The 25,720-nt window shown below is 67.4% G+C and carries 26 protein-coding genes and 1 tRNA gene; 12 read left to right on the top strand and 15 right to left on the bottom strand.

Features of this window, described 5'->3' with window-relative positions:
* Positions 1-218: 218 nt before the first annotated feature.
* From ACP7A3_RS05680 to lipB, 3 genes are all read right to left on the bottom strand, one after another.
* Positions 219-947 (bottom strand): hypothetical protein, encoded by a 729-nt coding sequence (locus ACP7A3_RS05680; protein WP_024310360.1) that lies wholly within the window; start codon positions 945-947, stop codon positions 219-221.
* Positions 948-1,175: 228 nt separating this feature from the next.
* Positions 1,176-1,442, bottom strand: coding sequence for a hypothetical protein (locus ACP7A3_RS05675; RefSeq protein ID WP_017979986.1), 267 nt, complete (start codon positions 1,440-1,442; stop codon positions 1,176-1,178).
* Between the two features lie 88 nt (positions 1,443-1,530).
* A complete protein-coding gene (gene lipB / locus ACP7A3_RS05670) occupies positions 1,531-2,241 on the bottom strand; it encodes a lipoyl(octanoyl) transferase LipB (RefSeq protein WP_426255032.1) in 711 nt (236 codons plus the stop codon).
* Between the two features lie 115 nt (positions 2,242-2,356).
* Here lipB and ACP7A3_RS05665 point away from each other — a divergent pair, with 115 nt between their 5' ends.
* Complete coding sequence (locus ACP7A3_RS05665) at positions 2,357-3,190, top strand: hypothetical protein (RefSeq protein WP_426257130.1); 834 nt, start codon at positions 2,357-2,359, stop codon at positions 3,188-3,190.
* A complete protein-coding gene (locus ACP7A3_RS05660) occupies positions 3,187-3,945 on the top strand; it encodes a hypothetical protein (RefSeq protein ID WP_426255034.1) in 759 nt (252 codons plus the stop codon). Before ACP7A3_RS05665 ends, ACP7A3_RS05660 begins: the two co-directional genes overlap by 4 nt.
* Positions 3,946-4,075: 130 nt before the next feature.
* On the opposite strand, the gene ACP7A3_RS05655 is transcribed toward ACP7A3_RS05660, so the two are convergent.
* Positions 4,076-4,609, bottom strand: coding sequence for a superoxide dismutase family protein (locus tag ACP7A3_RS05655; RefSeq protein ID WP_043060171.1), 534 nt, complete (start codon positions 4,607-4,609; stop codon positions 4,076-4,078).
* 29 nt (positions 4,610-4,638) lie between these two features.
* Positions 4,639-5,223: an RNA 2',3'-cyclic phosphodiesterase gene (gene thpR / locus ACP7A3_RS05650; protein ID WP_426255035.1), complete on the bottom strand. Its 585-nt coding sequence runs from the start codon at positions 5,221-5,223 to the stop codon at positions 4,639-4,641.
* A gap of 134 nt (positions 5,224-5,357) precedes the next feature.
* Between thpR and ACP7A3_RS05645 the strand changes: the two genes are divergently transcribed.
* From ACP7A3_RS05645 to ACP7A3_RS05630, 4 genes are all read left to right on the top strand, one after another.
* Entirely contained in the window at positions 5,358-6,110 is a 753-nt protein-coding gene (locus ACP7A3_RS05645; RefSeq protein ID WP_043060200.1) for a Bax inhibitor-1/YccA family protein, read from the top strand.
* 77 nt (positions 6,111-6,187) lie between these two features.
* The gene (locus ACP7A3_RS05640) at positions 6,188-6,967 is read left to right on the top strand and encodes a transglutaminase-like domain-containing protein (protein WP_426255036.1); all 780 of its coding nucleotides are present in this window, start codon (positions 6,188-6,190) and stop codon (positions 6,965-6,967) included.
* 67 nt (positions 6,968-7,034) lie between these two features.
* The gene (locus tag ACP7A3_RS05635) at positions 7,035-7,322 is read left to right on the top strand and encodes a hypothetical protein (RefSeq protein WP_426255037.1); all 288 of its coding nucleotides are present in this window, start codon (positions 7,035-7,037) and stop codon (positions 7,320-7,322) included.
* A gap of 395 nt (positions 7,323-7,717) precedes the next feature.
* The gene (locus ACP7A3_RS05630) at positions 7,718-8,269 is read left to right on the top strand and encodes a hypothetical protein (protein WP_017979977.1); all 552 of its coding nucleotides are present in this window, start codon (positions 7,718-7,720) and stop codon (positions 8,267-8,269) included.
* A 15-nt stretch (positions 8,270-8,284) separates the two neighbouring features.
* Here ACP7A3_RS05630 and ACP7A3_RS05625 read toward each other — a convergent pair whose 3' ends face one another.
* From ACP7A3_RS05625 to ACP7A3_RS05615, 3 genes are all read right to left on the bottom strand, one after another.
* Positions 8,285-9,025: an extensin family protein gene (locus ACP7A3_RS05625; RefSeq protein WP_294218809.1), complete on the bottom strand. Its 741-nt coding sequence runs from the start codon at positions 9,023-9,025 to the stop codon at positions 8,285-8,287.
* Entirely contained in the window at positions 9,022-9,768 is a 747-nt protein-coding gene (locus ACP7A3_RS05620) for an NUDIX hydrolase (protein WP_426255038.1), read from the bottom strand. The genes ACP7A3_RS05625 and ACP7A3_RS05620 overlap by 4 nt, the downstream gene beginning before the upstream one ends.
* 67 nt (positions 9,769-9,835) lie before the next feature.
* Positions 9,836-9,911, bottom strand: a tRNA-Ala gene (locus ACP7A3_RS05615).
* Positions 9,912-10,170: 259 nt separating this feature from the next.
* On the opposite strand from ACP7A3_RS05615, the gene ACP7A3_RS05610 reads away from it, so the two are divergent.
* On the top strand, positions 10,171-11,352 hold the full coding sequence (locus tag ACP7A3_RS05610; protein ID WP_426255039.1) for a DUF2171 domain-containing protein: 1,182 nt from the start codon (positions 10,171-10,173) through the stop codon (positions 11,350-11,352).
* 107 nt (positions 11,353-11,459) lie between these two features.
* Positions 11,460-12,452, top strand: coding sequence for an NADP-dependent oxidoreductase (locus tag ACP7A3_RS05605; RefSeq protein ID WP_294283918.1), 993 nt, complete (start codon positions 11,460-11,462; stop codon positions 12,450-12,452).
* Here ACP7A3_RS05605 and ACP7A3_RS05600 read toward each other — a convergent pair.
* A complete protein-coding gene (locus ACP7A3_RS05600; RefSeq protein ID WP_426255040.1) occupies positions 12,449-13,909 on the bottom strand; it encodes a hypothetical protein in 1,461 nt (486 codons plus the stop codon). The two genes, ACP7A3_RS05605 and ACP7A3_RS05600, sit on opposite strands and share 4 nt — an antisense overlap.
* A 115-nt stretch (positions 13,910-14,024) precedes the next feature.
* On the opposite strand from ACP7A3_RS05600, the gene ACP7A3_RS05595 reads away from it, so the two are divergent.
* Positions 14,025-15,161 carry a GNAT family N-acetyltransferase gene (locus ACP7A3_RS05595; protein ID WP_426255041.1) on the top strand — a complete coding sequence of 379 codons (1,137 nt, stop codon included), beginning with the start codon at positions 14,025-14,027 and terminating at the stop codon, positions 15,159-15,161.
* Here ACP7A3_RS05595 and ACP7A3_RS05590 read toward each other — a convergent pair.
* Both ACP7A3_RS05590 and ACP7A3_RS05585 read right to left on the bottom strand, forming a co-directional pair.
* On the bottom strand, positions 15,142-16,761 hold the full coding sequence (locus ACP7A3_RS05590) for a hypothetical protein (RefSeq protein ID WP_043060181.1): 1,620 nt from the start codon (positions 16,759-16,761) through the stop codon (positions 15,142-15,144). The genes ACP7A3_RS05595 and ACP7A3_RS05590 overlap by 20 nt on opposite strands.
* Before the next feature lie 481 nt (positions 16,762-17,242).
* A complete protein-coding gene (locus ACP7A3_RS05585) occupies positions 17,243-18,460 on the bottom strand; it encodes an argininosuccinate synthase (protein WP_063686321.1) in 1,218 nt (405 codons plus the stop codon).
* Positions 18,461-18,597: 137 nt separating this feature from the next.
* On the opposite strand from ACP7A3_RS05585, the gene ACP7A3_RS05580 reads away from it, so the two are divergent.
* Positions 18,598-19,023: an EF-hand domain-containing protein gene (locus tag ACP7A3_RS05580; protein ID WP_017979968.1), complete on the top strand. Its 426-nt coding sequence runs from the start codon at positions 18,598-18,600 to the stop codon at positions 19,021-19,023.
* A gap of 253 nt (positions 19,024-19,276) precedes the next feature.
* Here the strand turns inward: ACP7A3_RS05580 and ACP7A3_RS05575 are convergent, their stop codons facing one another.
* The 3 genes from ACP7A3_RS05575 to ACP7A3_RS05565 are packed head-to-tail and all read right to left on the bottom strand — an operon-like array spanning position 19,277 to position 21,968.
* Complete coding sequence (locus tag ACP7A3_RS05575; protein ID WP_043060182.1) at positions 19,277-20,506, bottom strand: SAM-dependent methyltransferase; 1,230 nt, start codon at positions 20,504-20,506, stop codon at positions 19,277-19,279.
* Positions 20,507-20,523: 17 nt separating this feature from the next.
* On the bottom strand, positions 20,524-21,270 hold the full coding sequence (locus ACP7A3_RS05570; RefSeq protein WP_426255042.1) for a molybdopterin-dependent oxidoreductase: 747 nt from the start codon (positions 21,268-21,270) through the stop codon (positions 20,524-20,526).
* The gene (locus ACP7A3_RS05565) at positions 21,267-21,968 is read right to left on the bottom strand and encodes a cytochrome b/b6 domain-containing protein (RefSeq protein WP_426255043.1); all 702 of its coding nucleotides are present in this window, start codon (positions 21,966-21,968) and stop codon (positions 21,267-21,269) included. The genes ACP7A3_RS05570 and ACP7A3_RS05565 overlap by 4 nt, the downstream gene beginning before the upstream one ends.
* A 26-nt stretch (positions 21,969-21,994) precedes the next feature.
* On the opposite strand from ACP7A3_RS05565, the gene ACP7A3_RS05560 reads away from it, so the two are divergent.
* Positions 21,995-22,615 (top strand): flavin reductase family protein, encoded by a 621-nt coding sequence (locus ACP7A3_RS05560; RefSeq protein WP_426255044.1) that lies wholly within the window; start codon positions 21,995-21,997, stop codon positions 22,613-22,615.
* Positions 22,616-22,682: 67 nt separating this feature from the next.
* Positions 22,683-23,390 (top strand): FadR/GntR family transcriptional regulator, encoded by a 708-nt coding sequence (locus ACP7A3_RS05555; protein ID WP_043060185.1) that lies wholly within the window; start codon positions 22,683-22,685, stop codon positions 23,388-23,390.
* A gap of 517 nt (positions 23,391-23,907) precedes the next feature.
* Here the strand turns inward: ACP7A3_RS05555 and ACP7A3_RS05550 are convergent.
* Positions 23,908-25,713 (bottom strand): IlvD/Edd family dehydratase, encoded by a 1,806-nt coding sequence (locus ACP7A3_RS05550; RefSeq protein WP_426255045.1) that lies wholly within the window; start codon positions 25,711-25,713, stop codon positions 23,908-23,910.
* Positions 25,714-25,720 lie beyond the last annotated feature (7 nt).

Raw genomic sequence — 25,720 nt, 5'->3', positions numbered from 1 at the left:
TCGGTCCTCAAAAACCGTCATTCCCGCGGAGGCGGGAATCCAGACGCGCAGGTCTTCGAAAGAACCGCAAGGTTAGCGGCTCTGGATCCCCGCCTTCGCGGGGATGACGATTAGGATGGGGCGGCGGCGAAGGGCGCTGACGGCTTGCCGCACTGATAATTCGAGCCCGGACCACGTCCGGGTGATGGAGCGGGCGCGGCGAGCCGCGCCCGTTCGCCTTAGCGCTGCGCCGTCTCGGTGCCCTTTGCGGTGGCCGCGACCGTGGTGGGGGCGGCGGGTGGCCAGGCGAAGGCGCCGCACTTCTTGGTGACCCATTCGCCCTTCTTGTTCCAGCAGATCGGGTCGAACCGCGGCTTGGAGGCGTAATCGCGGCCCAAATAGCGCTGGAAATGCTGTTCGCCATACGGCGTCAGGCTGTTGCGCAATTCGCGGATGCGCGACAGCGCTAGCGGGCCGAAGCCACCACGCGGCGCGAAGACGGCGTCGCGGCCGATCTCGCTGGCGGTCTGGCAGAAGTTGAGCTGGGCGGAGACGGTGGCGAAATTCGAATAGGTGCGCGTGCCGAACTGGTCGAGCGCGTTCTGCCCGTCGCGCGGAGTCTTAGACGTGCGGGTGAAATATTTCGTCAGCGTCTGCCAGACGCCGGCGAGCTCATCCTTATGGTCGAGCAGCACCGCATTGTAGTTTTCGCGCGTCAGCAGCGTCGGTTCGAACTGGCATTGCAGCGCCGCGACGTTGAGCGCCGCGCGCAGGTTCCACGCCATCGCCGCCCGCAGTTCCACCGGGGTGGCGCCGGGCAGCACCTGGCCCAGATTGGCCTCCGTCCCCGTCACTTCCTCGCCGTGATAATCGTGCGATCGCAGGAAGAACTGCGCCGACGCGGGCGCCGCCGCCACCAGGCTGGTCGCCGCGCATCCCAGCGCGAGCCCCATCCGCAACTTACTCATCTGAACCCATCCTCGCCGAAGCAATATCGGGCAATTCTAGATGGTTTTGGCGGGCGACCCAATCCCTGATTAAGCATGTTCCGCCAAATTTCGTCGCGAATGCGCCAAAGCGTTGCCCGGTTCGGCCATGGGTGTGTGCCAAAGCTCTTGCCGGGCACGCCGATACGAAAACGGCCGCCCGGTTGCCCGGACGGCCGTTTCGCAAATGAAATAACCCGAAGCGGGAAATTACATCGCGTTCGTGGTCGTGGTGGTGTTTGACGTCATCATGGTGTCGTTCGCCATCATGGTGTCGTTGGCCATCATGCCACCGTTCGACGCGCCGTCGACGGCGGTCATGTTGTCGCTCATGGTGCCCATGTCGTCGGTCGAGTTCATGTCGGTGACCATGGTGTTCTCGGTGGTCGTCTCGGTCTTCGGGCCGCAGGCCGACACGGCGAGAGCGGCGCCGGCGATCAGCGAGCCGGTCAGGATCTTGGAGATGGTTGCACGCATTGGAAGCTCCCTAGAATAGGATTTGGACGGCTTGCTGGCCCTTTAATTCCCAAATCACGGTAGACATTAATCGCATAACGGCCCGCCCTCAAGCCTCGTTTTCTCCCCGGGGGGATGCGGGGCAGGCGAGGGAGGACAGGAAGGCCGGGGCGGTCAACGCGAGGGCGGCGTCAAAGGTTGCGAGATCGGCGTTGCGTTCCAGGGCCTTAAGGCTGGTGACGGGGAATTCCGGCAGGCCGCAGGGCACGATGCCCCCAAAATGGGACAGGTCGGGCGCGACATTCACCGCAAGGCCGTGGAGCGTGATCCAGCGCCGCACGCGCACGCCGATCGCGCCGATCTTCGCCTCGGGGCCGCCGTCCGTCGTCCATATGCCGACGCGCCCCTCCGCGCGGAACGCCGAGACGCCCAGTTCCGCGAGCGCCGCGATGACCCAGCCTTCGACGCCATGGACGAAGCAGCGCACGTCCTTCCCGCGCTGGCCGAGATCGAGCACCATATAGACGATGCGCTGCCCCGGCCCGTGATAGGTGTATTTGCCGCCGCGGCCCGTCGCGACGACGGGAAAGCGCGCGTCGATCAGCTCGCCGGGCGCGGCGCTGGTGCCGGCGGTGTAGACGGGCGGGTGTTCGAGCAGCCAGATCAGCTCGCGCGCTTCGCCCGCCAGGACGGCGGCGGCGCGCGCCTCCATCTCGGCCAGCGCCACGTCATAGGGGGTGAGGCCGGGCGACACGCGCCATTCGATGCGGCCCCCGTCTATAGTATTGGAATGCATCGTGCCGACGTCGATCTCGCTCATCGTCGCCATGTGTGGCAGCGGCGGCACGCTGGCAAGTCGTGCGGGACCGGTTGCGAGTGGCCAAGCCGCGGACGTTGGGCTAGTCCGGCGCGCGAACCGCGAAGGGGGCGAGCCGATGGTCAAGATGGGTGACGTGTGGGACCGGACCAGCGAGGTGCTGGGCGGGCGTGGCGGCATGCTGGCCGGCATCGCGATCCTGACCGTGTTCGTGCCGGGCGTGATCAATGCGGCCTATACATCCTATGCGCCGGCCGGCGGCCTGCGATCGGCGATCGTCGTGCTGCTGCTGATCGCGGTCACGATCGCGTCGATCTGGGGGCAGCTGGCGATCATCGCCGCCGCTACCGATCCGGCGACGACGCGCCCCGTGGCGCAGCGGCAGGCGACCGAACGGCTGCTGCCCGCGCTGGGCGTGATGCTGGTGCTCGGCATCGTTGCGACCATCGCCTTCCTGCCGGCGATCGTGTTGCTGGTGATGTCGCACTTGGACTTTGCCGCCATGGCGAACGGTACACCGCCGGCCAGCCCCGAGGCATCCGGGCCGCTGCTGCTCGCTGGCCTGTATATGCTGGTCGCCTTTGTCGTGCTGCTGTTCGTCGGCGCGCGGTTGCTGCCGCTGTACGCGGTGGTGCTGCGCGAGCGGCTGGGGCTAGGCGCGATCGGCCGCGCCTGGCGGTTGACGCGGCGGCATACGTGGCGGCTGGTCGGCGCGGTGCTGCTGTTCATGATCGTCGTGATGATCGCGAGCTGGGCGGCGCAGGCGGTCGCGGGCCTCGTCACCGCGCTGGTGCTGGGCGGCGATGCCACGGCGACGGTGCGGTTCGTCGGCACGGTGGCGGCACAGGCGGCATCGACCGCGCTGACGCTGGTGGCGATCGTCTTTTCGGCGCAGGCCTATGTCGCGTTCGTCGCGCGCGACGCGATGCTGCGGGCGCGGGCCGCGGCGTGAGGATCACGCTTGCCGCCTTGCTGAGCGATGCCTGGGCGCTGTTCCGGCGTGAGGCCGACGTGCTGGTGCGCGCCGCGGGCCTGTTCCTGTTCGTGCCGACCTATGCGCTGTTGCTGCTGGTTGGGCCGCTGCCGTTCCCCGATCCCGACATCGCCGACACGCAGGCGCGCGCGCAGGCGTGGATGGACAAGTTGGACGTCTGGGTCGGCGATTACGGGCTGGGCTCGGTCGTCGCCTATGCGATCACCTATTTCGGTACGGCGCTGCTCTATTGCCTCCTGCTCGACCGTACCCGGCCGACGGTGGGCGAGGCGCTGAAACGAACCGCGGTGATGTTTCCGCGTTACCTATTGGCGATGGTGGTCGTGTCGATCCCGTCGGGGGCGGGCATGTATCTGCTGCTGCTGCCCGGCCTGTGGCTGATGAGCCGCTTCATGCTGGCCGGCCCGATCCTGTTCGCCGAAGCGCCGGTGGGGGCGATGGCGGCGGTCGGCCGATCGTGGCGGCTGACGCGCAAGGCGCAATTCTCTCTGCTCGGCGCGATCGTCACCGTCTATCTCGGCGCTGTTCTGGCAGGTCAGCCGTTCATGCTCGTCGCGCGGTGGCTGGGCGGCACGGCGGCGGAGGGCGGCGGGGCCAATCCGCTGGCCGTCGCGATCGTCCATGCGTTCGCGGCGGGCGTGGCGACGCTGGCGCAGATCGCGGGCGTGTTGATCGCGGTCGCGGCGTATCGGCGGGTGTCGGTGGCGGAGTAGTCGGTTCTCGGCGGCGACACCCTCACCCTTCCCACGACCTTCGGTCGCGGGCCCCTTCCCTCTCCCGGCGGGAGAGGGAGGGAGCGGCGCAGGGCGGAAGGGTGAGGGCTGGGGCCTTGGGCCTGCGTTTTTATGCCGCGGTGAACACGCCGCACGCGATGCGGCCGCCGCTGTTGCCCGAGGGATCGGTCATCAGATCGTCGGGGCCGGCGTGAACGACGATCGCGGCGCCATCGGCATCCAGCATCTGCGCCATGGTCGCGCCGGGCACGGTCATGCCGATCGTGCCGCGGCCGGCGCTGTCGACGATCAGATTGGGCAGATCGCCCTCGTGGGGCCCTTGCGGGTTCATGCTGCCGTGCTTCATCGCGGTCGGGTTCCAATGCCCCCCCGCCGTGGTGAAGTCGGGCGCGTCGCAGCGGCCGACCGTATGGATATGCGCGCCATGCGTGCCGGCGGGCAGGCCCTTCACGTCGAGCGTATAGCGGATGCCGCCCGCCACTTCGGTCGCGGTCGCGCGGCCGGCATCGGCGCCGGTCGCGGTCTTCAGCATCGCGACAGCGCGCGCGCCGCCCGCTACCGGGCTGCCCACCGCCACCTCGTCCTTGGGGGCACAGGCGGCCAGCGCCGCCGTGGACAGGCCGAGGATCAGCATCGCGCGCATCGGAATTCTCCCTGAAAGTTGTCCGGTTCTTACCCGGCCGAACCCGGCAGCAACAGTGCCGGTTCCGCCGCCGTCACCAGCGGCCAGCGCGCGACGGGTTCGTAACTGGCGCCGCCATGGCCCAGGTGGCTCTGGTACAGCACGATATGCGGGCAGGCGAAGTCGGCGCTGGCAAGGCCCGCATGCACCGCCAGCCAGCCCTCGATCTCGGGCGCCATGCCCGCACTGCGCGGCAGCCGGGCGAGCGTGATGTGCGGCAGATAGGCGCGGCGTTCCGGCGTCAACCCGGCGCGCACGCACGCCTGATCGACCTTGCGCGCCAGATGGCGCAGCGCGTCATGCGGGGCGAGGCCGGCCCATAAGGTGTCCGTCCGCCCCTTGTGCTCGAACCGCCCGACGCCCGCGATCCGTACCACGGGCGCGGGCGCGTGGATGCCGCCGAGGGCCGCCGCGACGTCTTCCGCCTGCGGCCGGTCGACCTCGCCGAGGAAGCGCAGCGTGCAGTGCAACTGCTCGTCATCCTGCCAGCGCGCGTGCGGCACGCCGCCCATCGCGGCGATCAGCGATTCTCGGATGGCGCGGGGCGGGCGAAGCGCGACGAAGAGACGCAACATGATGAACGAAAAGCCCTTTGTAATGTTCTGTTGCCGTATCGATCGATCCTAGCCGGTTTCGCTTGAAATGGGACGGGTCGGGGCCGATATTTCGGATAGCCGGCAGTGTCGCCGGCAAAGGAGTTTTGGATACCATGGCCAACTGGTCCGACCCCCGGCAGAGCGCCGCGCCGTTCGGGGCTTCACGCGCCGATGCCGCGCGCAGCGGCGCGTATGACGCGGGTCTGCGCTCGTACATGCTGTCGGTGTACAACTACATGGCTTCGGGCGTGCTGCTGACCGGCATCGTCGCCCTGCTGTTCGCCACCAGCGGCGCGGTGAACGCGCTGGTCGGCCCGACCGGCCGTACCAACGGTCTGGGCTTCATCGTCGCCTTCTCGCCGCTCGCCATCGTGTTCGCGATGAGCTTCGGCCAGGGCCGCATGAAGACGCAGACGCTGCAACTGCTGTTCTGGGCGTTTGCGGTGCTGATGGGCATGTCGCTCTCGACGATCTTCCTCGTCTACAGCGGCACCTCGATCGCCGGTGCGTTCTTCGCCACCGCGGCGGGCTTCGCGGGGCTGAGCCTCTACGGCTACACCACGAAGCGCGACCTGTCGGCGTTCGGCACGTTCCTGATCGTCGGCCTCGTCGGCCTGATCGTCGCCAGCCTGATCAACCTGTTCCTGCAGTCGGGCGTCATGAGCCTGGTCATCAGCGCGGTCGGCGTGCTGATCTTCGCCGGCCTGACCGCCTACGACACGCAGCGTACCAAGAGCCTGTATTTCCAGGTCGCCGGTACGGACATGGTCGGCAAGGCCGTGATCATGTCGGCGCTGTCGCTGTACCTCGACTTCATCAACATGTTTCTCTTCGTCCTCCGCCTGTTCGGTTCGCAGCGCAACTGATCGACGGTCCGGCGTAACGGATACGAGCCCGGTGGCGCTGCCGCCGGGCTTTTCTTTTGGGTGAAGGACGCCAAGCGATGCGGCTCACTATCGCCGTCGATCTCGATTATGCGATCATCGGCCCGCCGACCGACGTACTGCTGCAGATTGAGGCGGCGGCGACGCCCGACCAGCACATCGTCGACGAACGGCTGACGATCTGGAGCGACCATCCGATCGCCGCGGTGGCGGGCGAGGATGGCGTCGGCCAGCGCTGCTGGATCCGCGCGGAGCAATGGCTGAAGGCGGAATATCGCGCGACCGTGGATGTGGAGCGGGCGCCGGTCGACCTCGCGCCGCTGCGCGCGACGCCGGTGCGCGAACTCGCCGGCGCGCTCGTCCCCTATCTGCTGCCCAGCCGCTATTGCCAGTCGGACCGGCTGGAAGGCTTCGTCCGTCGCCGCTTCGCCGGGCTGGAGGGCGGGGCGCTCGCCGCTGCGCTCGCCGCCTGGGTGCAGGCGGAATTGGAGTATCGCAGCAACACCAGCAGCGGCGAAACGACCGCGCTGGATACCTTCGCCAGCCGGTCGGGCGTGTGCCGCGATTATGCGCATCTGCTCGTCGCATTGGCGCGGGCGGGGGAGATTCCGGCGCGCTGCGTCGCGGCCTATGCGCCGGGGGTCGATCCGCCCGATTTCCATGCGGTCGCGGAACTGTGGCTGGACGGCGCGTGGCGGCTGGTCGATGCGACCGGCATGGCAACGGCAGACACGATCGCGCGTGTGTGTGCGGGGCGCGACGCCACCGACATCGCCTTCATGACCGTGTTCGGCACCGCGCAATTCGTCGCGCAGACCGTGCGGGTGACGCAGGGCTGACGGTCCGCCGGCTAGGAACGGAAACGATCGGGCAATCGTTCTTCCCCTGTACTCACAGGAGGATGGGATGACGAACGGGATCGATGAGCGCGCGCTAGACAGCCTGTCTGTGGCGCCGGACGGCGAACAGGCGAGCAACCAGGAACGCAATCCGCGGCAGGACGCGGGGCAGGACGAAGCCATCAACGCGCGTCTGGAAGAGAATCCGGAAGACCAGGACGCACGGCTCGACGCCGGGCTGGACCAGTCGATGGACGCGAGCGATCCGCTGTCGTCGACGCAGCCGGTCCACAGCCAGGACCCGGCGCCCTCGTCGGGCTATGACGAAGACGCGGAGCGCGCGCGGCATAAGTGACGCGGGTTGGTTGGTGTAAGGCGCGGCGGTCCCGGAAGGGGCCGCCGGTTTGTATTCGGGACCTCGCCCTACCCACTCCGTCACCCCGGACTCGTTCCGGGGTCCACTCTGCGGCGAGGGGGGTGGTTGGAGCCTCCTGCCTCCCCCCTGTGGCCCGGTGGACCCCGGAACGAGTCCGGGGTGACGGAAGGGAGTGCCGCGCACGATAATTACGCCACGGCGACACAAATCCGCTTTTGCGACGAGCCGCACTCCACCCATCGCAAAGCATGTTGCGATGCAGCGCGTTTCATGATGCTTTTATGACTGCTTCGACCCCCGCCATTCATCGGGTTGTTAACCAACCTGTGGCAAGGTCGGGCGATTGGTAAGGCATGGGGCGGGGTAGACGGATCATGGGTGCCAAGAGAGCCGAAGGCGCGATGACGCTGGCTGAAATGAAGGAATTCGCGAGCTTTCCGGCCGCGACGCAGCGCTACATCCGGCGCAGTCTCGATATCGGGCTGGACCGAGACGACGCCATGGCGCGCTGGTCGCGCGATGTGGTCGAGGCGGCGAGCATCCGGGCGCAGGCGCGGCTGTACCGCGGGCTGCCGGCGCTGCGCCAGATGGTGCCCGACGATGCCGATCTTGCACTCGTCGAACCGTTCCTCGCGCCGCTGGTGACGCTGGCCGGGTTCGACCTGGGGCAGGGGCGGCTGACCAGCTTCTCGGCGTTTCGGTTCCTCTACGAGCGGCTGATCGGCGCCGAAGCGCGGCCGTGGCTGCCCAGCGCCTTCTGCGCGGCGGCGGCGCTGCCGCACCTCCATCCCGAATTGCGGCGCAAGCTGCTCCAGTCGATCAGCGAGGCGGCGGCGACCGCATCGGGCTGGTCGAACCGGCAGCCGGCGTTCTTCCCGCATTGGGTGGAAAAGGTCGACAACGGCTCCGCCGCGCTGCCGCACTGAGGGCCGGTAACGGCCTCAGCGGCAGGCACGCCAGCCCATCGCGCCGCGATCCGCTTGGTCCAGATGCAGGTGATCGCGGTGCGCGGCGTTATAGTCGGGGGACAGCGTCGTCGCGAACAGCCGGCACGCCCCGTCGCGTACCTCGCGCAGGAAGGCGGCCTTGTCCCCCGATCCCGTCCAGTCGCCGACGACGGTGATCCGCCGGCCATCGGCGAGCCGGAAGCCGGCGATATCGACCGCATCGGCAGTGGCATGTTCGCTCCACGTGCCCGTGTCGCGCCCATAGATGCGGCGGCAGGAATAGCTGCCGAAATGATCGATGGCGGTGACCCGGCTGCCGAAATGGCGCTGTGCCGCGGGCTGCACCACCTGCCATTCCCACACCGACAGTGCCGCGGCGACCGGGCAGGCGATGCCCAGGCTTGCCGGGCGAAACCCGATCTGCCGCGCGCCGCCCGCGGTAAAGCGCACGCCATCGTCATAACCGCATTGCGCGCCGTCGCGCCGCGGTGGCAGGGCGGTGTAGCGGACGCCCGCCGCGTCCAGCTTGGCGCGGCACTGCGGGAAGTCGCGCCCCAGCGCGGCGAGCTTCGCCCCGGTGAACATCCCGATCGGCGCCCCCAAATCGAGCGGCGTCCACGGCAGGTCCTGCGGCCGGCCGCGCGCCATGCCCCAGAGCAGCAGCGCCACCGTGCCGATCACCGCAATTGCGGCGATCCAGCCGATCGTACGGCGGAGGGCGCGCTGGGCGCTCACCCGCGCCGCACCGCCTCGATCGGTTCGGCGGTGACGGGATAGCCGCTATCCTCGGGCAGGCAGAGGTGCGGTACGCCGTCGCGCACTTCCATATGCGGCGTGATCGTCCGCACCGGATAGGCGCGGGCATTCGCCACGGCGGCATCGAAGCTGTCGAATTGCGCCAGGCGTTCGAGGTTGCGACGCGTCGGGAAGATGATCGCGGCATCCCCTCTGTCCGCTGCTGCCAGCATGTCCGCCGCGGTCGTCCAGAGCAGGCGCACCGTTTCGGTGGCGTCCACCGTCGGCGCGGCATCGTCCGGCGCGCGGGCGAGGAAGAAGAGCGTGTCGAAAATACGGATGCCGGGATGGTCGGGCAGCCAGCGCGCGAACGGCACCAGCGCCGCGAGGTCGAGCGTCAGGCTTGCCGCGTGCAATATGTCCGCAAACGCCTCGCCCGCGTTGAGCCCCGCGCGCATCGCCGCGAGCCGTTCGGCCGATGGCGCCGGCGTGACGCCCACCGCGACGCCCGCCTCCTCGATCGTCTCGCGGATCGCCGCAATTCGGGCGGCGGCATCCGCGCCCCCGCCGATCAGCGTCGCGAGCGCGTGGTCGCCCGGATCGATGCGCCCGCCTGGAAACACCATCGCGCCGCCGGCAAAGGCCATCGCCCGCGCGCGTTCGGTCATCAGCACCTCAGGCGGCGCCTCCGCCCGTTCGCGAAACAGCACCAGGGTAGCGGCGGGAATGGGAGTGTCGGCCATCGCGCATCCTAACGCGTCATGCGTGCGATGGGAGCCGGCGATCGTAGGAAAGCAAGAAACGGGGTGGTGGTGGAGCTGAGGGGAATCGAACCCCTGACCTCTGCAGTGCGATTGCAGCGCTCTCCCATCTGAGCTACAGCCCCGCACCCCGGGCCCGGGTCGTGCCCGGGAGCGCTGCCCTTAGCCGCCCCATTCGGGCGATGCAACAACGGCGATACATCTCCCCACAAAAAATGCGGTCGATCCCGCCTGCGGCAGCCCGTTCGTCCGGCGCGACGCAAAGTTGTTCCGCAGGTTTAATGACAGGAACGAAGCTCTCCCTTGATGCTTGTTAGGTCCGGAGCAGGCGCACGCGACACGATGTGCCCACCCCGCAGGATGTTTGCTTTCAAGGAGACGATCATGGGCTACGACCGCTATCCCGGCGCCAGTTTTTCCGGTGGTGACGATTACACCCGGGACTATGGCTCAGGCCGCGACTACACCTATTCGAGCGCACGCGATTACGAATCCGCAGGCATGATGGGTAACCGCGATCGCCAATACAGCGATGATCGTCCCTATGGCGGCCGCGACTATGGCAACCAGCGCTATGGCCAGCGCGATCAGCAGTCGCGCTACGAAACCGGCCGCAGCGGTGGCGGCTATGGCATGCAGACCGACCGCTACGGCGAGCGTGGCCGCTATGGCGCGGATGCGAACCGCGGCTATTCCAGCGAATATCACGGCAGCTATGGTTCGGGCGGCCGCCGGTTCGAAGACTTCGGTGCCTCGAAGCATGCCGACGACGACAATTATCGCGACCGGTATAGCCGCGACTATCGTGGCGACCGCGGCGATCGTGGTCAGCAGGCCTATGGCCGCTCGCAGCAGCAGGGCTATGGCCGTCAGCCGCAGGGCTATGACTATGAAGAGCGCGGGTTCTTCGCACGCGCCGGGGACGAGGTTCGCTCGTGGTTCGGTGACGAGGAAGCGGAGCGTCGCCGCGAATATGATTCGCGCATGGACGAGCGTTCCTATGGCGCGCAGGACGACGATTACCACAGCTGGCGCCGTGGTCAGATCGAGGCGCTGGACCGCGACTATCACGAATATCGCCAGGAAAACCGCACCAAGTTCAGCAATGAATTCAGTGCGTGGCGCACCGGCCGTCAGGGCCAGCGCGACCTGCTGAACAAGGTCGATGAGCATATGGACGTCGTCGGCTCGGATGGTGAGCATGTCGGTACGGTCGACAAGGTGCGCGGCGATCGCATCATCCTGACCAAGAACGATCCCGCTGCCGGTGGTCATCACCACTCGATCCCGTCGAGCTGGCTCGACTCGGTCGACGGCAAGGTGACGCTGCGCAAGACCGCCAGCGAGGCGAAGGCCGCGTGGCGCGACGAAGAGCGCAACGGCGCGATGTTTGGTGACGATCGCGACCGCGACCAGAACCGCACGACCAATCCGTATGGCGGCCAGTCGACCGGCTCGACCAGCACCACGACGTCCAGCGCAACGACCACCGGCACGACGGGAACGAGCGGTTCCGCCGATGCCGATGGCAAGACGCTCAATCGGAGCTTCTCGGGCACCTATTGATCCCGAGCGGTAACGACGGAAAAGGCCCGGGAGCGATCCCGGGCCTTTTTGCGTTGCATATTGAAACCTGTTGCGCCAGATCATGCTGAGATTCTTGCAGGAGAGACATGATGGCCCGTGCCTGGACGCTGACCTCACGCCCCCAGGGGCTGCCGACGATGGACAATTTCGCGCTGGTCGATCTGCCCGCGCGTGACCTGAACGATGGCGAGGTACGCATCGCCAATACGTGGCTGTCGGTCGACCCGTACATGCGCGGCCGGATGAACGACGTGAAGAGCTACACGCCGCCGTTCGAACTCGACCAGCCGATGCAGGGCGGCGCGATCGGCACCGTCGTCGAAAGCCGGTCCGACCGGTTCAAGCAGGGCGATACCGTCCAGCATTTCGCCGGCTGGCGGGACGAAGCGATCCTGCCTGCCGATCAGGTGCAGGCGCTGCCCCAGCTCGACGTCGATCCGCAGGCGTTTCTCGGCCAGCTCGGCATGCCCGGCATGACCGCCTATTTCGGCCTGCTGGAGGTCGCGGGCGCGAAGGAAGGCGACACCGTCTTCGTCTCGGCAGCGGCGGGTGCGGTCGGGTCCACCGTGGTGCAGATCGCCAAGGCCAAGGGCTGCCACGTCATCGGTTCGGCCGGCGGCGCCGACAAGTGCGCCTGGGTCCAGTCGCTCGGCGCCGATGCGGTGATCGACTATAAGGGCGGCACGCCGGTGGTGAAGGCGCTGGGCGAGGTCGCGCGCAACGGCATCGACGTCTATTTTGACAATGTCGGCGGCGACCATCTCGACGCCGCTTTGGCGCACGGCAACCTGCACGCCCGCTTCGCGATCTGCGGCATGATCGACGTGTACAACAGCGCCAAGCCGACCGAGCTGCGCTATCTAGCGCGCCTCATCGGCATGCGGATGCGCATCCAGGGCTTCATCGTCAGCGATTACATGGACCGCGCGGGCGAATTCTACCGCGACATGGGCGGCTGGCTGAAGGACGGCAAGCTCAAGCGCAACGAGACGGTGTTCGACGGTCTGGAATCGACCCCCGACGCCTTCCTCGGCCTGTTCTCGGGCGGCAACACCGGCAAGATGCTGGTGCGGGTTTAATCCACCCGACGATACAGCTGGTCGACCCGTTCCGAGAGCGCGAACTGGTCGACCAGTCGATAATGGCGCGCGAGCTGCCGCATCACGAAGCCGCGTGCCTCTATGTCCGTGGCTTCGGGATCGACGCTGCTGATGACGACATAGGCTGGGCGGGCGGCCATGACGCGGGCGAGCTCGGCATGCGGATCGATGCCCAGCGTGCGGCTGTCGCCCATTTCGCTGAGGAAGGTCGTGAAGTTGTATGCGGTCGGCACGCAGGCGTCGGTCAGCTGGTAGAGAATGGGATCGCCCTGAAAGACGAACAGGCAGCCATCCGGTGCCCGGCCAATCGTCGCGGCGAGGCGGTAGGCTCCGCGGCCGTCGCCGCGCGTGCCGCGCAGCACGATGGTATTGACCAGCACATAGCACAAGCCGACCGCCAGCACGGGCACAGCGACGGGGACGGAACGGCGCAGCGCTTGGATCGGCCGCCCGAGTACCGGCGCGGCGAGCACGGCCAGCGGAACGACCAGCGGCAGGGCGTAATGGTCGAAATAGGTGCCGAACAGCAGCAGTCCGGCGATCGCCGCCCCAGCCCAGCCGATCAGCAGGCGTCCCGCCGGCCTCAGACGCGCGACGCCGGTCACGCCAAGTCCCGCGACGATCAGCAGCGGCAGCAGGTGGAGCGCGATCATCGCCAGCCGCTCCGCCATCAGCGCACTCTCCGGCGCCTTGCGCAGGAATACCGACTGGAAATTGGCGAAGACCAGCGCGTCGACCTCGCCCACATGCCAGTAGAGCGCGAACACCGCTGCGGTCGGCAGCAGCGCCAGCACGCACCACAGAAGCGCCCAGCCCACGATCCACAACACCGGCAGTCTGCGGGCCGCGACCAGCAGCGCGACGCCGAAATAGACGCCTTCGAACAACACCGAATATTTGATCTGCAGCGCTACGCCGAACAGCACCATCGCCAGCGCGGCGAATCCGGCCGCCATGCGATCGAACGCGGGCCGTTCGTAGACGCGGACCACGGCCCAGGCCGCCAGCGCGACCGGCAGATTGTAAAAGACCGGGCTCTGCCCGCCATCGCCACCGTTGACCGACAGATAGACGAGATAGGCGATCCCGGCGAACAGCGGTCCCCAGCCGTCCGCGATCCGGCATGCCAGCCGCTGCACGACCCACGCCGTCGCTGCCGCGCACAGCGTCGCGGCAAGCTGATAGGCGATCACCGCATCGCCACCGAACATCCGGGTCGCCGCATAGACCAGAAACAGGCCGAACGGCTTGCGATCCCAGAAATCGACGAAGGGCAGACCGCGCCCCTGCCACAGCCGGTCGCCGACCAGCAGGTAGAATTGCTCGTCGATATGAACCACTGGATTGCCGAACTGCCACGCCCGGATGGCGAGGGCGACGGCAAGCAGGATGGCGGCGGTCGCTGGTGGGGATCGCAGGGAGGAAGGCAGCGTCATGAACCGCCACCCTCGCAAGGGGGCACCGCGGCGTCCAGTCTTCGTCGCGCCACCCCCTCGGCAAGCGTCCGTCGCGCCCTATATTGGCGGCGATGACTGTCAGTCCCGTCGCCGCATGACCGCGCTCACCGCTCGCATGGTGGAGGGCGTGCGCGCCATTCCGGCCGCGCAATGGGACGCGTGCGCCGGCACCGCCAATCCCTTCGTGTCCCACGCGTTCCTCGCCGCGCTGGAGGAATCGGGCAGCGTCGGCGGGCGCTCCGGCTGGCAGCCTGTGCCGATCGTGGTCGATGGGGCGGACGGCGCGCCGGCCGCGATCGCGCCGGCCTATGCCAAGAGCCACAGCCAGGGCGAATATGTCTTCGACCACGCCTGGGCGGATGCGTGGGAGCGGGCGGGCGGCGCCTATTACCCCAAATTGCAGGTCGCCGCGCCGTTCAGCCCGGTGCCGGGGCCGCGCCTGCTGTTGCGCGATCCCGCCGCCGCGCCCGCGCTGATCGGCGCGCTGGAGGCGGTGACCGAGCAGAACGGCCTGTCCTCCGCGCACGCCACCTTTGTCGCGCCCGATCAGGTGGCGGCGTTCGAGGCGGCGGGCTGGCTGATCCGCGAAGGCACGCAATTCCATTGGGCGAATCAGGGCTACGCCAGCTTCGACGATTTCCTGGGGCAACTCGCCAGCCGCAAGCGCAAGGCGATCCGCAAGGAGCGCGCGGCGGCGGTCGAGGGCCTCACCATCCGCCACCTAACCGGGGCGGAGATCGGCGAGGCGGAATGGGATGCCTTCTGGACCTTCTACCAGGACACCGGCAGCCGCAAATGGGGCCGGCCTTATCTGACGCGCAGCTTCTTCCCCTTGCTGGGCGAGGCGATGGGGGATCGCGTGCTGCTGATCCTTGCGATGCGCGACGGCGAGCCCATCGCGGGCGCGCTCAACCTGATCGGCGCGGATACGCTGTACGGCCGCTATTGGGGCTGCACCGAGGACGTGCCCTTCCTCCATTTCGAACTCTGCTATTATCAGGCGATCGACGCCGCGATCGCGCGCGGGCTGAAGACCGTCGAGGCGGGGGCGCAGGGCGAGCACAAGCTCGCGCGCGGCTATGTGCCGGTGCCGACCTGGTCGGCGCATTATCTGCCCGATGCGGGGTTCCGCCGTGCGGTCGCCGACTTCCTGGTGCGCGAGCGCGCCGCCGTCACCGAAGAGCAGGCGTATCTGGCCGAGCTCGCCCCGTTCAGGAAGGACGGGGGGTAAGCATCACGCGGCGGCGCGGCGGCAGCAGCGCCGGGTCCAGCGTCACGGCCGGCGGCGTGCGATCGTCGATCCGGTAGAGCACGTCCGTGCCGCTGCGCCAGATCGGCGTCAGGCCGGTCAGGAACTCAGGGCCCACGGGCGGCGGGTTGACCAGCCAGACGTAATCGAACGCCTGTCGCGGCAGGAAGGCGAGCGACACCTTCAACGGCCGCCACCATTCGCCGCGGCAGCGCCGGTCGGTGACGAGCTGCGAGGGATCGTGCGCGAAGGCGCCGGCCGGCGTGTAGCGCACGGTCAGCAGCTGCCCGCCCGCCATCGACCATTGGTCGTTGGCATAAGCGAGGCGACGCTCCAGTGCGATGCCGGCGATATGCTCCTCGCGCGAATAGAGCCATTCGTCGTGGCAGGTGCGCCCCACCATGGTCAGCAGCCGCGCGCCCTGCGGCACATGGTCCAGCGCGGTCAGCGTGCGGTCGTATTCCTTGCTGAACTGCCAATAGCTGATCGTCGTCGCCGCCAGCCGCACGCCGAAGAAGGCGAGGCCCAGCGCCGCCAGCGTCGCGGCGCCGCGGAACGACAGGCCGCGCTTCGGCCGCAGCGCGATCAGCAGGATGGCAAGGACGAACGGCGCGAGTCGCATATCGGCATAGGCCGATCCGAACACGATCCGCGGCAGCACCACATAGATGACCGACAGGAACAGCGCGGACAGCAGCAGGTTGCGCGAATATTCGATCCGCTCGTCGCGCACGCCCTTCAGCAGGATGACGAACAGCACGGTGACGGAGGCGAGGTCGAACGCCATCCAGCGATCGCGCAGGGACATGATCACCCAGCCCACCTTCGCGCGCCAGTTGAACCAGTCCATCGTCTTGCCGGTGACATGGTCACCCGAGCGCCACAGCACCATCATCAGGAAGGGCAGCGCGAGCGGCAGGCAGCCGATGCCGGCGCGCACCCAGCTTTCCAGCCAATGGCCGCTCTGGCTGTCCTTGCGCCGGTCGTGCTGGCGGATCATCTCGGCCGAGAAGGCGAGGATGCCGAGCACGCCCCAGCCGAAGGTGTGGCAGATCCACAAGGCGCACGACAGCGGCACGAACAGCACCGCGCGCAGCCGCACCTTGCCCAGCCGCCCCATGCGCAGCCACAACGCGAACAGGTTGAGCGCCAGCGCCATCGACAGCGCGAAGTTCACGAAGCCGAACTGGAAGGGGTAGCAATAGGCGAGGGGGAGGGCGAACAGCGCGGTCGCCGGGATGCGCCCATGCACCTCGCGCGCGATCCACAGCAGGCCCGACACGGTGAGCGCCGGGATCGCCATCACGATCAGCTTGACCGCCAGTTCGAGGCCGAAGATCGGCGCGAGTGGCTCGATGAGCAGATCGACGCCCAGATTGCCGATCATCGACCATTGGAAATTATACCAGTCGTACAACCAGCGATGCGCGCCATCGTCCAGCTGGACGCGATAGCGGCCCATATGGCCGGGCAGATCGACCAGCGGCGGGATCGTCGGCCACACGAGCGGGATCATCGTCGCGATCACCACCGCCACGACGAATGTTCGCGTTTGCCACCAGTGCAGCCTAGGCCCCTGCATCGCGCCGCCTTAGGGGCTACGGGGTGGCCACGACAAGCATTGTCGCAAAAAGTTCCCGCGCGTGTGCGATGAAGCGAGGATTTTGTTGATCTACGTGGGGGGCGCGGGCCTTTCTCCGTCACCCCGGCCCCGAGCCGGGGTCCCGCTTCTTTCCTCCGCTAAACTTGAAAAAGCGGGACCCCGGGTCAAGCCCGGGGTGACGAGAGGGGAGGGCACGCGCCTCGCCCCACCTATACCGTCACCCCGGACTTGGTCCGGGGTCCACTTCGCGGCGAGGGGGGGGGCAGAGGTTCGAGCCGTGCCCGTGTGGCCCGGTGGACCCCGGGTCAAGCCCGGGGTGACGGGGGGTGCGTGGCGAACGCCCACTCCCAACCGTCATTCCCGCGAAGGCGGGAATCCAGACGCGCTACCGGTGCGGCACAATCGCAACCGTCAGAGGTTCTGGATTCCCGCCTGCGCGGGAATGACGACGAGCGACGGTTTACGCGTCCCGCCGCCCCAGCAGGCGCAGCCGCAGCGCGTTGAGCTTGATGAAGCCGGCCGCGTCGCGCTGGTCGTAGGCGCCCTGATCGTCCTCGAACGTCACGACCTTTTCCGAATAGAGCGAATTGGGCGACTTGCGGCCGACGATATAGACGCCGCCCTTGTACAGCTTCAGCCGCACGGTGCCGCTCACCTTCGCCTGGCTGTGGTCGATCGCCGCCTGCAGCATCTCGCGCTCGGGCGAGAACCAGAAGCCGTTGTAGATCAGTTCGGCATAGCGCGGCGCGAGTTCGTCCTTCAGATGCGCCGCGCCGCGATCCAGCGTGATCTGCTCGATGCCGCGGTGGGCGAGGTGATAGATGGTGCCGCCCGGCGTTTCATACATGCCGCGGCTCTTCATGCCGACGAAGCGGTTCTCGACCAGGTCGAGCCGGCCGATGCCGTGACGACGGCCCAGCTCGTTGAGCTTGGTCAGCAGCGTCGCGGGCGACGTCGCCTCGCCGTTCAGCGCCACGCCGTCGCCGCGCTCGAAATCGATCGTGATATACTCAGGCGCGTCGGGCGCGTCCTCGGGGTTCACGGTGCGCGAATAGACGTAATCGGGCACCTCCTGCCACGGATCCTCGAGCACCTTCCCCTCGGAACTGGTGTGCAGCAGGTTCGCGTCGGTCGAGAAGGGCGATTCGCCGCGCTTGTCCTTGGCGACCGGGATCTGGTGCTGCTCGGCGAACTCGATCAGCTTGGTACGGCTGGTGAGGTCCCACTCGCGCCACGGCGCGATCACCTTGATGTCCGGGTTCAGCGCGTAATAGCCCAGTTCGAAGCGGACCTGGTCGTTGCCCTTGCCGGTCGCGCCGTGGCTAACCGCGTCGGCGCCGACCATCTTCGCGATCTCGATCTGGCGCTTGGCGATCAGCGGGCGTGCGATCGACGTACCGAGCAGGTACAGCCCCTCGTACAGCGCGTTCGAGCGCATCATCGGAAAGACGTAATCGCGCACGAATTCCTCGCGCAGGTCGTCGATGAAGATGTGTTCCGGCTTGACGCCCGCCATCTGCGCCTTCTGGCGCGCCGGCTCCAGCTCCTCGCCCTGGCCCAGGTCGGCGGTGAAGGTGACGACTTCGCAGTTATACGTCTGCTGCAGCCATTTCAGGATCACGCTCGTATCCAGACCGCCCGAATAGGCGAGGACGACGCGGTTGATCTGATCGGTCACGGCACGGGTTCCTTGGACCATGGAATGGATGGCCGCGCCCCTACGGCCCACAGCGCTGCGGTGCAACGTCTGCGTTCACCGCGGGTTTAGGCGCGGCGGCCTACAGGCCCGTTTCGAACATGTATTCCGGAGTTCCCATGATCCGCACCGCACTCGTCATCCTGCCGCTGCTCATCGCCACGCCGGCGCTCGCGGCCGGCAAGGCCGATCCCAAAGCGGCGGCGAAGATCGATCCGCGCATCAAGGCGGATTTCGACAAGACCGACACCAATCACGACGGCTTCATCAGCCGGGCCGAGGTCGACGCTCGCGTCGCGCGCATGGATGTCGGCAAGACGCAGATGCCCGCCGCCAAGGCGAAGGCGATGGCCGATGCGTGGTTCAACACCGCCGATGCCAATCATGACGGCAAGGTGTCGCCCGCCGAGATGCAGGGCCTCTTCCGCGCGATCGCCTCGCGCTACGACCTTAACCACGACGGCGTCATCAGCCTCGACGAACGCGCCGCCGCCCGCGCCGCGGTGATGGGCGGCCCCGCCAAGGCGCTGCCGCAGGGGCGGTGAGCGCGCGCATAGGTCGCCCCAATCCCATCCGTCACCCCGGCCTTGAGCCGGGGTCCCGCTTCTTCTTCGCCGCCGGATACAGCGGGACCCCGGCTCAAGGCCGGGGTGACGGGAGGGGGGCATGACCGCAAACCCCGCCGAATCCGTCATTCCCGCGAAGGCGGGAATCCATAACCCCTGACGTCTCGGCAAGAGGCGCGACGGTAGCGCGTCTGGATTCCCGCCTGCGCGGGAATGACGAACGTGGAAGGCGTTACCGCCCCCTGAGCGCCCGCTCGCCTTCGACCATATAATCCCGCACGATCGGCAGCTCCGTCCGGCTGCGGCTGAACTGGATCTGGAAATTGCACAGGCCGCCATTTTCGAACGCCATCGCGGCGCCGGCGAGGTAGAAGGTCCACATCCGGTAGAAGCGCTCGTCGTACAGCGCGACGATCGCATCGCGCGCCTTCAGCGTGCGCGCATACCATTCGTGCAGCGTATAGGCATAGTGCAGCCGCAGCACCTCGACGTCGGTGAGGAACATCGACAGCCCCTCGAACGCCGCGATCGTTTCCGACAGCGCCGGGTTGTAACCGCCGGGGAAGATGTACTTGGTGGTCCAGTCGTCGGTGACGCTCGGCGGCCCGAACCGGCCGATCGTATGCACCAGCGCAACGCCGTCGTCGGTCAGCAGGTCGCGGCACTTGCGGAAGTACGTCTTGTACTGGGGTGGCCCGACATGTTCGAACATGCCGACCGACACGATCCGGTCGAACCGGCCCTCGACGCGCCGGTAATCGATCAGCTCGAACTTGACCTTGTCGGCCACGCCCGCCGCCGCGGCCCGCTCGCGGGCGATCTTCAGCTGTTCCTCGGACAAGGTGACGCCCAGCACCTCCACGCCGAAATGCGTGTTGAGGTACAGCGCCATCCCGCCCCAGCCGCAGCCGATGTCGAGCACGCGCATCCCCGGCCGCAGCGCCAGCTTGGCGGCGATATGCGCCAGCTTGTCGCTCTGCGCCTGCTCCAGGCTGTTGTCGGGATCGGTGTAATAGGCGCAGCTATATTGTTTGTCGGCGTCGAGGAACAGGTCGTACAATCGCGCCGACAGGTCGTAATGGTGCGCGACATTCTGCTTCGATCGCCGCTCCATGTTGATCCGGTCGAGCCGGTGCTTCACCGCGCCGAGGCCCCGCACAAAGGCGGAGGGTTGCAAGGCGTTCTGCCCGCGCTCCCAGGGGGAATTGCCGGTCATCAGCTTGACCAGCCCCATGATGTCGTCGCCGTCGACGGTCAGCCGCCCGTCCATGTACATTTCGCCCGCGGCGAGCGCGGGGTTGCGGATGATGCGGCCGGCGACGCCCGAATCGGCGAAGCGGATGGTGATGTGCCCGAACGCCGGGTCGGGCGTTCCGAAGGTCGCGGGGGCCTTTCCGGGCCGGTGGAGGGTGAGTTGGCCACGCTTGACGGCGCGGCTGAGGAACATGTCGATCAGCGCCATAAGGAAGCTACTATGCCCTAGATGCCGGCATACCAATCGTAATCGACATTGTCCTCCCAATAGCCGCCTTTGCCTTTGCCTATGCTCTTGAGATCGCTGACCGCGGTGATTCCGGTCACGTATTTGGCGTGCTTGTAACCCAGCTGCCGCTCGACGCGCAGCCGCACCGGCGCGCCGTGCGGCACGGTCAGTCGCGCTCCGTTCATCTTCAGCGCCAGGATCGTTTGGGGGTGGAAGGCGTCGATCGTGTCGATCGATTCGTAATAAGGCTCGCCATTGTACAGATCGGCGCAGGTGAACACGACGTAGCGCGCGCTCTGGCGCATCCCCGCCGCCTTCAGCACCGTGCCCAGCATCGGCCCCTGCCACTGGCCGATCGCGCTCCACCCCTCGACGCAATCGTGGCGCGTGATCTGCGAGCGTGACGGCATCGACGCGAGCTGTGCGAGGCTCAAAGATAGCGGCCGGTCGACCAATCCGCCCACCTGCAACCGATAGCTCGCGAACCCGTCCGCCACCATCGCCGCATAGGCCGGCGTCCCCGGATCGCGCGTGCCGTTGGCGCGGAACACCGGCGACATCTGATCGCGCGTGAACTCGGGCGCCAGCGCCCCCCGGTTCATCAGCGCGCGCTGCAGCCCCTTGTGCATGTCCTCGCCCGCAAACAGGATTTTGCGCGCCTGCGGGTTCGCCACGACCTTGTCGCACCCGGCGAGCAGCAGCCCCGCCGATCCGACGATCAGGTTGCGTCGTGCTAGAATCATTCCGGCACCCGCCATTTACCGGTCAGCATCGATCGCACCTCGTTCCACGCGCCCGCCAAGATCACGAGCACCAGATGCACGATGATGAACCCGCCGATCAGGCTCGCCGCGATGAAGTGGATCGAGCGCGCCGACTGCCGCCCGCCGAACACATCGAGCAGCCACGGCCATGCCGCATCCATCCCCGGCGACAGCGCGAGACCGGTAAAGATCATCACCGGCAACGCGACGAACAGGACGAGAATGTAGCTCCATTTCTGCAAGCTGTTGTACGCCTTGGGATCGTCCGCATCGTGGAAGCGGAAGTTCCAGTGATCGCGCACGTCCGCCGCCAGATGCGCGGCGCTCACGTCCTTGCGGGTCAGCTTCAACCGCGCGAAATGCCGGTTGAGCAGGCTTACGATCATGAACGCCAGCAGGCCGAAGGCGAAGACCAAGGCAAAGAACAGGTGCCAGCGCCGCGAGATCGCCAGATTGTAGTTCGCCGGAATCGTGATCCACGCCGGAAAGCGTGGCAGTTGCGCCCAGGCATGGTCGAAATTCGCGCCGTAGCGCCCCCAATACAGCCGCGGATGGGCGTTGGAGATGCCGAGCCCGCTGCCCAGCAGGATGAACACGGACACCGCATTCACCCAATGCCACAGCCGCGTCGCGAGCGCGTGGCGCAAGATCGTCGTTCCGGGCGTTTGCGCAGCCATATCATCCGTGTAGCAGGGGCAGCACCATGACGACTAGCTGGCATTTCTACGAACCCGCGAACGGCCATGGCTTGGCCCACGACCCCCTCAACGCGATCGTCGCGCCGCGCCCGATCGGCTGGATCGGCAGCGTTTCGGCGGACGGGGTGCCCAACCTCGCGCCCTACAGCTTCTTTAACCTGCTCAATTACCGGCCGCCGCTGATCGGCTTTTCGTCGATGGGGTGGAAAGACAGCGTCGCCAATATCGACGCGACGGGCGAGTTCGTCTGGAACCTCGCGACGCGCGACTTGGCCGAGGCGATGAATGCGACCTCGGCCGGTGTCGGGCCGGAGGTCGACGAGCACGCCCTCGCCGGGCTGGAGACCGCGCCCTCGCGCCTCGTCGCGCCGCCGCGCGTCGTGGCCAGCCCGGTCGCGTTCGAATGCAAGCTCACCCAGATCGTCCGCCTGCAGACCAAGGAGGGGCGCGAACTCGACCAATATCTGGTGATCGGCGAAGCGGTCGGCATCCACATCGACACCGCGCTGCTCGACGACGGCGTCTACCAGACCGCCCGCGCCCGCCCGATCCTGCGCGGCGGCGGACCGGCGGACTATTTCGAGATCACCGAGGCCAATCGCTTCGCCATGCGCCGGCCGGGGTAGGGGCGACGCTCTTCCCAAGCGCACCGCCACGGCTTACGCACGCACGACGAGAGGGGAGAGCCGCGAGTTGACCAAGAGCGAACGACGCGAGCCATCCCACACGCTGATCGCCCGCGACCTCGGCATCGCGATCGTCACCGGCCGCTATCCGCCCGGCGGCATCATCCCCGGCGAGGTTGATCTCGCCGCGCAGCGCGGTATCTCGCGCAGCGTCGTGCGCGAGGCGCTGCGCATGCTGTCGGCCAAGGGCCTCGTCGAAAGCCGGCCCAAGGCCGGCACGCGGGTGCGCGAGCGCGCGCAGTGGAACCTGCTCGATCCCGACCTGCTCGCCTGGATGTTCGAAGGCGAACCGCCCGCCAGCTTCGTGCGGAGCCTGTTCCAGCTGCGGATGATCGTCGAACCCGCCGCCGCCGAAATGGCCGCGACCTTCCGCACCGATGAACAGCTCGCGCGGATGGCGGCGGCGCTCGACGGGATGCGGCGTCATGGCCTCGGCACGGCGGAGGGGCAGGCGGCCGACCAGAGCTTCCACAATACGATCCTGGAGGCGACCGACAACGAACTGCTCGTCAGCCTGTCGGGCAGCATCGGCGCCGCGGTGCGCTGGACGACGATCTTCAAGTTTCGCCGCCGCACCAAACCGCGCGATTCGATGCCGCAGCACCACCGCCTGTACGAAGCGATCCGCGCCCGCGACACCGTATCGGCCCGCGCCGCGACGCTCGTGCTGCTGGAACAGGCGCACGAGGACACGGAACGCTCGCTGCTGGAGTGAGGGGCCGTTTCGTCCTCCCGCCGAATGTCGGGATCACGAATGAGGAATGGGGCACCCTTCCCCAACCGTCATTCCCGCGAAGGCGGGAATCCAGACGCGCTGCCGTTCCGGCTCCATCAGCAGCGGTAGCGGTTATGGATTCCCGCCTTCGCGGGAATGACGGGGTGGGGATCTGCCGCCGCACCATTAACGGCCGGCATCCTGCCGCGGTTATGGAGGAAGAGGCGCCCGACCCCCATTCGTCATCCCGACGAACGTCGGGATCCATGGACGCGGTGGGCTATCGTAGGCGCATAACCATGAGCCGAGCGGGTCCATGGATCCCGGCGTCCGCCGGGATGACGGGACGAGAGGGCGCACGGTCTGTACCCCCAGAATCGTCATTCCCGCGGAGGCGGGAATCCAGACGCGCTACCGTCTCGATGCCATCACCAGCGGTAGCGGTTATGGATTCCCGCCTTCGCGGGAATGACGGTGGGGTGGGGGCGCGTGCATCAAAAGGGAGCGCCCCCCACCATCAATGGTTATCGCGCGGCAGGCCCATCGTTTGCGCGATGCGTTGGTACTTTTCCGCGCCTTCCAGAATCGCACCGGTGTTCATCTGGCCGACGACCGCGCGCTGGATTTCCTGCCACGGCGTTTGTGACGCGGGATAGGCATAGCCCCCCGCCGCCTCCAGCGCGCGGCGACGCTCCATCAGCTCCGCGTCCGAAATCAGCACGTCGGCGCTGCCGGTGTTGAGGTCGATCCGCACCCGGTCGCCCGTCTTCAGCAGCGCGAGGCCCCCCATCGCCGCCGCTTCGGGCGAGGCGTTGAGGATTGATGGCGATCCGCTCGTCCCCGATTGGCGGCCGTCGCCGATGCACGGCAGCGCATGCACGCCCTCGGTGATCAGATACGCCGGCGGCCGCATGTTCACGACCTCGGCAGCGCCCGGATAGCCGATCGGCCCGGCGCCGCGCATAAACAGCAGTGTCTCCGGCGTGATGCCGGTGGCGGGATCGTCGATCCGGTGGTGGTAATCCTCCGGCCCGTCGAACACGACCGCCGGTCCTTCGAAGGCATTGGGATCGTCGGGGTTGGAGAGGTAGCGGTCGCGGAACTCCTTCGAGATCACGCTGGTCTTCATCACCGCCGCGTCGAACAGATTGCCCGACAGCACGATGAAGCCCGCGTTCTTGACCAAAGGCTGGTCGAACGGGCGGATGACCTTCTCGTCCTCGATCGCGACGCCGCGGCAATTGTCGCCCATCGTCCTGCCGTTGACGGTCAGTGCGCCTTCGTCGATGAGGCCCTGGCCGATCAGCTGGTTGACCACCGCGGGGACGCCACCGGCGCGATAATAATCCTCGCCCAGATATTCGCCCGCCGGCTGCAGGTTGACGAGCAGCGGTACCTTGTGCCCCTCCGTCTCCCAATCCTTGATCGGCAAATCGACGCCGATATGGCGCGCGATCGCGGCCAAATGGATCGGCGCGTTGGTCGATCCGCCGATCGCCGAATTGACGCGGATCGCGTTGTGGAAGGCCTCCTTGGTCAGCACGTCGGACGGCTTCAGGTCCTCCGCCACCATTGCGACGATGCGCTTGCCGGTCAGGTATGCGACCTCCTGCCGGTCGCGATACGGCGCGGGGATCGCCGCCGAACCGGGCAGGCTCATGCCGAGCGCCTCGCACAGCGAATTCATCGTCGTCGCCGTGCCCATCGTGTTGCAATAGCCCGTCGACGGCGCCGAGCTGGCGACGAGGCGGATGAACTCGGCATCGTCGATCTCGCCCGCCGCCAGCATCTGCCGCGCCTTCCACACGATCGTGCCCGATCCGGTGCGCTCGCCCTTGTGCCAGCCGTTCAGCATCGGCCCCACGGACAAAGCGATTGCCGGGATGTTCACCGTCGCCGCGCCCATCAGCATGGCGGGCGTCGTCTTGTCGCAGCCGATCGTCAGCACCACGCCGTCCAGCGGATAGCCGTACAGCGTCTCGACCAGGCCGAGATAGGCGAGGTTGCGGTCAAGCCCCGCGGTCGGGCGCTTGCCCGTCTCTTGGATCGGATGGACGGGGAATTCCAGAACGATGCCGCCCGCCTCGCGCACGCCCTCGCGCACCCGCTCCGCCAGCACCAGATGGTGGCGGTTGCAGGGGCTAAGGTCGCTGCCCGTCTGCGCGATGCCGATGATCGGCTTGCCCGAGCGCAGCTCGTCCAGGCTGAGGCCGAAGTTCAGATAGCGCTCCAGATACAGCGCCGTCATGTCGATATTGTCCGGATTGTCGAACCAGGCGCGGGACCGCAGGGCGCTGGGGCGTTTGGGCGTGTCGGTGGTCATAAAAGCT

The sequence above is a fragment of the Sphingomonas sp. DC5200-1 genome, assembly GCF_049897245.1.
GTDB classification, from domain to species: domain Bacteria; phylum Pseudomonadota; class Alphaproteobacteria; order Sphingomonadales; family Sphingomonadaceae; genus Sphingomonas; species Sphingomonas aquatilis.
Note: the sequence above shows the minus strand (reverse complement) of the source record. Positions and strands in the feature narration are given on the sequence as shown.